This window comes from Aquaspirillum soli (assembly GCF_054781915.1).
Map to the genome: position 1 here is coordinate 1 of NZ_BAAGTM010000037.1, position 748 is coordinate 748.

1 protein-coding gene is annotated in these 748 nt (G+C 60.4%); it reads left to right on the top strand.

Features of this window, described 5'->3' with window-relative positions; translation table 11 throughout:
- Nucleotides 1–748: RNA-guided endonuclease InsQ/TnpB family protein (locus tag ACYVJG_RS12905; RefSeq protein ID WP_460431413.1), on the top strand; the 748-nt coding region annotated here is incomplete at both ends.

Below are 748 nucleotides of genomic sequence, written 5' to 3' on the forward strand. Positions count from 1 at the left end.
AGCGCGTGTATAACACCGCGCTGGAAGAACGCATACGAGCGTATCAGGCAGAAGGTACATCACTGAACTTTGCCAGTCAGTGCAAGGCACTAACCCAGTGGCGGGCGCACGTTCCCGCCTTGGCGGAGGTGAATGCCCAATCCTTGCAAGTGACGTTAAAACGGCTCGATCTGGCCTTTGCCGCTTTCTTCCGTCGCGTGAAAGCGGGCGAAACGCCGGGCTTCCCGCGTTTCAAACCGCTCCAGCGGTTCAGTGGCTGGGGATACAAGACACACGGCGACGGATGGAAATTGCTGGCCGGCGACGGCATGAAACACGGGCACGTCCGCCTGTCCGGCGTCGGCATGGTGCGAATGAGGGGACAAGCCCGCACCGTGGGCGAAGCCAAAACCGCCGAGGTGCTGCACAAGGCTGAGAAATGGTATTTGTCCGTTACCGTCGAGTGCAGTCCCGACCGAGCCAGCGGCAACAAGGCTGTGGGCGTGGACTGGGGGCTGGAAACCTTCGCCACCGTGGTTGATTCCGATGGCGGCAATGATCCCGTTCCAAACCCGCGCTTTCTCGATGCGGCCCAACGACAAAGGCTCAAGACCTTGCAGCAGGCGGTCAGCCGTAAGCCCAACAAGCGCTCGAACAACCGGCGCAAGGCAGTGAAAGCGCTGGCGGCGGAACACCGCCGAATTGCCAATCGGCGCAAAGATTTCTTGCATCAGACCAGCGCAAAGCTGGTAAGCCAATGCGGCCTGAT